This window comes from Azospirillum ramasamyi, assembly GCF_003233655.1.
Taxonomy (GTDB): Bacteria; Pseudomonadota; Alphaproteobacteria; order Azospirillales; family Azospirillaceae; genus Azospirillum; species Azospirillum ramasamyi.
The window spans coordinates 205,001-210,000 of record NZ_CP029829.1 but is presented as its reverse complement, the minus strand read 5'-3'; the positions used below and the strand labels follow the sequence as shown (position 1 = coordinate 210,000).

The 5,000-nt window shown below is 67.3% G+C and carries 4 protein-coding genes (1 of these 4 cut by a window edge); 2 read left to right on the top strand and 2 right to left on the bottom strand.

Translation table 11 applies throughout. The annotated features are described in order from the left end of the window. Positions 1 to 439: the 3' portion of a GAF domain-containing protein gene (locus tag DM194_RS00930; protein ID WP_246024233.1), read on the top strand. The gene continues 194 nt to the left of window position 1, outside the view; the window shows 439 of its 633 coding nt (coding positions 195-633); the start codon falls outside the window, past its left edge; the stop codon is at positions 437 to 439. An 81-nt stretch (positions 440 to 520) separates the two neighbouring features. Then, positions 521 to 2,377, top strand: coding sequence for a putative bifunctional diguanylate cyclase/phosphodiesterase (locus DM194_RS00925; RefSeq protein ID WP_176581388.1), 1,857 nt, complete (start codon positions 521 to 523; stop codon positions 2,375 to 2,377). 1 nt (position 2,378) lies between these two features. On the opposite strand, the gene hglS is transcribed toward DM194_RS00925, so the two are convergent. After that, the gene (hglS, locus tag DM194_RS00920; RefSeq protein WP_111065520.1) at positions 2,379 to 3,785 is read right to left on the bottom strand and encodes a 2-oxoadipate dioxygenase/decarboxylase HglS; all 1,407 of its coding nucleotides are present in this window, start codon (positions 3,783 to 3,785) and stop codon (positions 2,379 to 2,381) included. A 107-nt stretch (positions 3,786 to 3,892) separates the two neighbouring features. Continuing rightward, positions 3,893 to 4,834: a LysR family transcriptional regulator gene (locus DM194_RS00915; protein WP_111065519.1), complete on the bottom strand. Its 942-nt coding sequence runs from the start codon at positions 4,832 to 4,834 to the stop codon at positions 3,893 to 3,895. Between the last annotated feature and the right edge of the window lie 166 nt (positions 4,835 to 5,000).

Sequence of the window (5,000 nt, the reverse complement as noted above, 5' to 3'; positions counted from 1 at the left end):
CGGCACGGGCCTGCTGGACAGCGCGCCGGACCCCGCCTTCGACGATCTGGTGTCCTGGGCCTGCGATCACTTCCAGGTTCCCATCGCCCTGGTGTCGCTGTTGGACGCCGACCGCCAATGGTTCAAGGCGCGGCGCGGGCTGGCGGCGCAGGAAACACCGCGCGACCATGCCTTCTGCCGCTTCACCATCCAGCAGAGCCTGCCGCTGGTGGTGGAGGATGCGGCGGCCGATCCGCGGTTCCGCGACAACCCTCTGGTTCTGGGAGCGCCCCATATCCGCTTCTATGCCGGCGCGCCGATCATCAACCGCAATGGCCTGGCGCTCGGTTCGGTCTGCGTGATCGACACGGCTCCCCGCAGATTCGGCATGGTGGACCGAATGGTGCTGGCCCAGCTCACCGTGACGGCCCTCGTCACCATCGAGAAGCGGCAGTGCTAGGTGCCACAGCCTGTCATTGGGTTGGCCGGCGGCATGCCGCTTGGCGGCAGGAAGGATTGCACAAGGAACGATGCAGCCGTGATGACGCCTTTTCCGCCCTTGCTTCCCACGCTGTCCCGCGAGGAGGACCGGCTTGCGGCACTTCAGCGCCACGAGTTGCTCGACACCCCTGAGGAACCGGCCTTCGACCAGATCACCCGCCTCGCCGCCAAGCTGCTGAAGGTGCCGATCGCGCTGATTTCTCTGGTGGACCGCGACCGGCAATGGTTCAAATCACGGGTCGGACTGGCGGTACGGGAAACACCGCGAGAGCAAGCCTTCTGCGCCCATGCGCTTCAGTCCGATTCCCTTTTCGTGGTCGGCGACGCCAGCCGGGACCATAGGTTCGCCGCCAACCCGCTGGTGACCGGCCATCCGCACATCCGGTTCTATGCCGGCGCCCCTCTGCGGACGGCGGACGGGCTGACACTCGGCACCATCTGCGTGATCGACAACCGCCCCCGCCCCGCCCTGTCGCCCGAGGAGGAAGAGGCCCTCCGCGACCTGTCGGCGATGGTGATGGCGCATATCGAGGCCCGGCGCGCGGTCGGCTACCTGCATCCCGTCACCTCGCTGTCGAACCGCTTCCGCTTCCTCGCGGACATCGACGCCCTGCTGGCCGATCCTGCCATCCGCGATCGCGCCCGCCTGACCGTGGTGACCGTCGACACCGCTGCGTCCCAGCAATATGCCGAACTGACCCGGGTGCTTGGCCAGGTCAGCGCCGATGCGTTCGAGATCGATTGCGCCCGCCGCATCGCCGCCTGCCTGCCGGAACGCACCCGGCTTTACCATGTGTCGCCGGCCCGCTTCGCCTGCATCCTCGTCGACCAGCCGGAGAGCGGGTTGGCGGCCACGCTCGACCGGATCGGTTCCGCCATCCGCAGCCCCTTCCTTTACCAGGGGGTGCCGATCGCGACCTCCACCGGCATCGGCTTCGTCCATCATCCCGACAGGCCGGCGGGAAGCGTGGAACTGCTACGGGCCGCCACCAGTGCCGCCCATCAGTCGCTGGAGACACAGAAGCCCTGGTGCGCGTATGACGAGGAACAGGACCGCGCCTCCCTCCGCGCCTTCCTGCTGCTGAGGAGCCTGACGGAAGCGCTCGCCGCCGGGGAGGGAGCGGCGGACACGGCCACGCAGAACGGCGGCCAATTGCACATCGCCTACCAGCCCAAGGTGGATCTGCGCAGGAATGGCTGCATCGGGGCGGAGGCGCTGCTGCGCTGGACCCATCCTGAGTTGGGGCCGATCTCGCCGGCCGAGTTCGTGCCGCTGGCGGAGCGGACGGCGCTGGTACGCCCGCTGACGGAATGGGTGATCCGGGCGGTGCTGATCCAGATCGCACGGTGGCGCCGACGCGGGATCGCGCTGCCGGTCTCCATCAACATCTCGATGCTCGACCTGGGGGCCAACGACTTCGCCGACCGGGTGGCCGCCATGCTGGACCGGCACGGGATACAGGCGGACTGGATCAGTTTCGAGGTGACGGAAAGCGCTCTGATGACCGACCGGGCCGTCGTCGACCGGCAGCTCGACCAGTTGCGCCGGCTGGGAATCGAGGTCGAAATCGACGATTTCGGCACCGGCCAGAGCGCGCTGTCCTACCTGAAGGACATCCCGGCGACGGCGGTGAAGATCGACCAGCGCTTCATCCGCTCCATCGCCACCGAGCGCAGCGACCAGATCATGGTCCGCTCGACCATCGAGCTCGCCCACGATCTCGGTTATCGCGTGGTGGCGGAGGGGGTGGAAACCGTCGAGGCCTGTGACTGGCTGCGCCTGCACGGCTGCGACATCGGGCAGGGCTATCTGTTCTCCCGCCCGCTGGCGCCGGCGGCCTTCGAGAACTGGCTGGCGGCGGGCGCTTTCCGGCCCGCCGCCGTGGTTATGGCGTGACCTACGCCGTCGCTACGCTCCTGGCCGACAGGCAGGCGTCGATGGAAGCCCGTTCGATCTCCGCATAAAGGTCGAACGGATTCAGCACCGGAGCGCCGAGATCGGCTTCGAAGCGCTGCTGGTTCGGGCTGGCGGAGAAATCCTGCTGCGCATCGTCGCCCAGGTTGGATTGGAAGATGCCCGCGGCGCTGACCGGCAGGAAGTCCTCATAGACCACCGGATCGAAGCGGACGAGACCGGCCCCGATCAGCGCTTCGAGATCGGCATCGGTTGCCGGCGGGTTGCGGCGTCCGGCATCGGTCAGGGAATAGCTGAAATAGCCGAGCTGCTGGCGGCGGATTTCGTCCCAGCTGTCGGGGAACGGGGCGAAGACCTCCTGAAGGGCGGCCATGTAGGCGGCGGCGTTCGACCCGTCGGCCGCCGGGGCGACCAGGCGGCGGGAATCCTGCAGCAGCGAGTCATACAGCGCACGGCCCTTCGGCGTCAGCGCGATGCCGCGCTGTTCGATCTCGCCGAAACGCGCGGTGTGGACACCCGAACGCCAGCCGTCGCCATCGCGGAAATCCACCGGCTCGCTCAGCGCCTTGAAGGAGGTCTGGCGCAGCAGGATGGGACAGCGCCGGGTCGGCGGGCCTTCCACCACCGCCTTGGGCGCGATGCCCTTTTCCGGCATCATCCGCTGCACCGTGTCGATGTCCAGCGTGCGCGGGGTCAAGTGGTTGATGTGCGGCCCCTTGAAGGAGACGACGTCGGCGATCAGCCGATGTGCGTCGTGCAGCCGCTTGTAGAGGTCCGCCGGCACATTGGCACGGCTGTGCCAGCGGAAGGTTTCCAGCGCCTCCGCGACGAAGCGGGCGGCGTCCTCCTCCGTCAGCCCGCCGTCGGCCTCGGCCTTCTCGATCAGCGCGAGACAGCCGTCGGTGAAGATGCTGCGGGCGGCCAGCACCCGTTCCGCCTCCTGCCGCAGGCCGGCATCGGCGATCAGGTCGAGCCGCAGCAGCGAGGTGAAGACACGGAACGGATTGCGGCTCAGCGCCTCGTCGGTCACCGGGCGGAAGGCGGTGGAATGGACGGGAACACCGGCTTCCGACAGGTCGTAATAGCCGACCGGCTGCATGCCCATCACCGCGAACAGGCGCCGCATGGTGGACAGCTCATGCGCGGTGCCGAGCCGGATGGCGCCGTGACGTTCCTCCGTGATGCGGGCAAGGCCGCCGGCGGTCTCCAGGCGGTGGCGTTCCGCCGGGTCGGCGGCCAGCACCGCCTCGTTCACCTTGCGAACCAGCTCGACGAGCGTCTGATAGGCGGGAACCTCCGTCCGGTACATCTCCGACATGGCGTTGGAGAACAGGGTACGGATCGCATCGGGGCTGATGAAACCAAGGCTGATGGAACTCTGGGCGCTCATTGCAAATCTCGCTCGCGTTGCCTTCGTCGGACCGGTCCGGTCGCTCTCCCGGTCCCTCCCATTGGGCAGCTATAGCAATGAAGCACCGCCTTGGATTGCGATTGTTTTTACCGAGTTGATGAGGAAAGCTCATGATGCGGCCGGCTGTCGTCCAGGCCGTCATCCCGGGCTTCTTCCAGTATCCAGTCGCGGAAAGCGGCAAGCGGCGGATAGCCCGTCCGTTCCGACGGCCACACGACATGATAGGCATCGCCGCTCTCCATCGGCAGGTCGAGCGCGGGGACCAGTTGGCCCGAGTGCAACTCCTCCCCAATCAGGAAAAGCGGCAGCAGTGCGACCCCCAGCCCGGCAACGGTCGCCTGAATGGCGGTGCCGAACTGGTCGAACAGCATGCCATGCACCCCATCGGCGGGCGTGTCGTGCAGGGTCAGCCAGCGTTCCCACGCATCGGGACGACTGGTCAGGTGCAGCAGCGGGGCAAGGCGCAGATCGCCGGGCTGCCGGAAGCCGAAGCGGTCGCGCAGATCACGGCTGCAGGCGGGAATGACCGTCTCCCGGCGCAGCAGCGCCATCTCCCCGCCCGGCCATTCCGGCCTGCCGAAATGGATCGCCACGTCGACCGGATCCAGCCGGAAATCGAAAGGCGCCATCCGCGTCACCAGATTGATGGTCACGCCTGGATTCGCAGCCAGGAATTTCGGCAGCCGCGGCGTCAGCCAGCGGGCGCCGAAGGTCGGCAGGATCGCGATGCTCAGCGTGCCGCCATAGGGGTTGGCGCGCAGGTTCAGCGACGCGGTGCTGATCTTGCGCAACGCATCGCGGACCTCGCGCACATAATACTCCCCGCCCGCAGTCAGGCGGATGGTCTGCCGTTCGCGGTGGAAGAGTTCAACCTCCAGCAGCTCCTCCAGCGCCTTGATCTGGCGGCTGACGGCGCTCTGGGTCAGCGACAGTTCCTTCGCCGCCGCGGTGATGCTGCCGGTCCGCGCCGCCGCTTCGAAGGCGGTCAGAAGGGACAGGGAGGGGAGGAAGCGGCGGGGGCTCTGCATCTCATTCTCACAGGGAATGACTGGTTGAGCAAACTTCACTTTGCCGAAGGGAGTAGGCAAGCGAATCTTCCCGGATGTCCGTGGATGCAGCGACCCGCTACGCCCACGGAACCGGTCCGGGCGGTGTTTCCGGCTGGGAATGACAGGCGGGCAATAATACGGGATA

Coding starts and splice junctions, on each gene's coding strand:
- DM194_RS00915 (WP_111065519.1), bottom strand. CDS start 4,834: ATGCAGAGCCCCCGCCGCTTCCTCCCCTCCCTGTCCCTTCTGACCGCC.
- DM194_RS00925 (WP_176581388.1), top strand. CDS start 521: ATGACGCCTTTTCCGCCCTTGCTTCCCACGCTGTCCCGCGAGGAGGAC.
- hglS (WP_111065520.1), bottom strand. CDS start 3,785: ATGAGCGCCCAGAGTTCCATCAGCCTTGGTTTCATCAGCCCCGATGCG.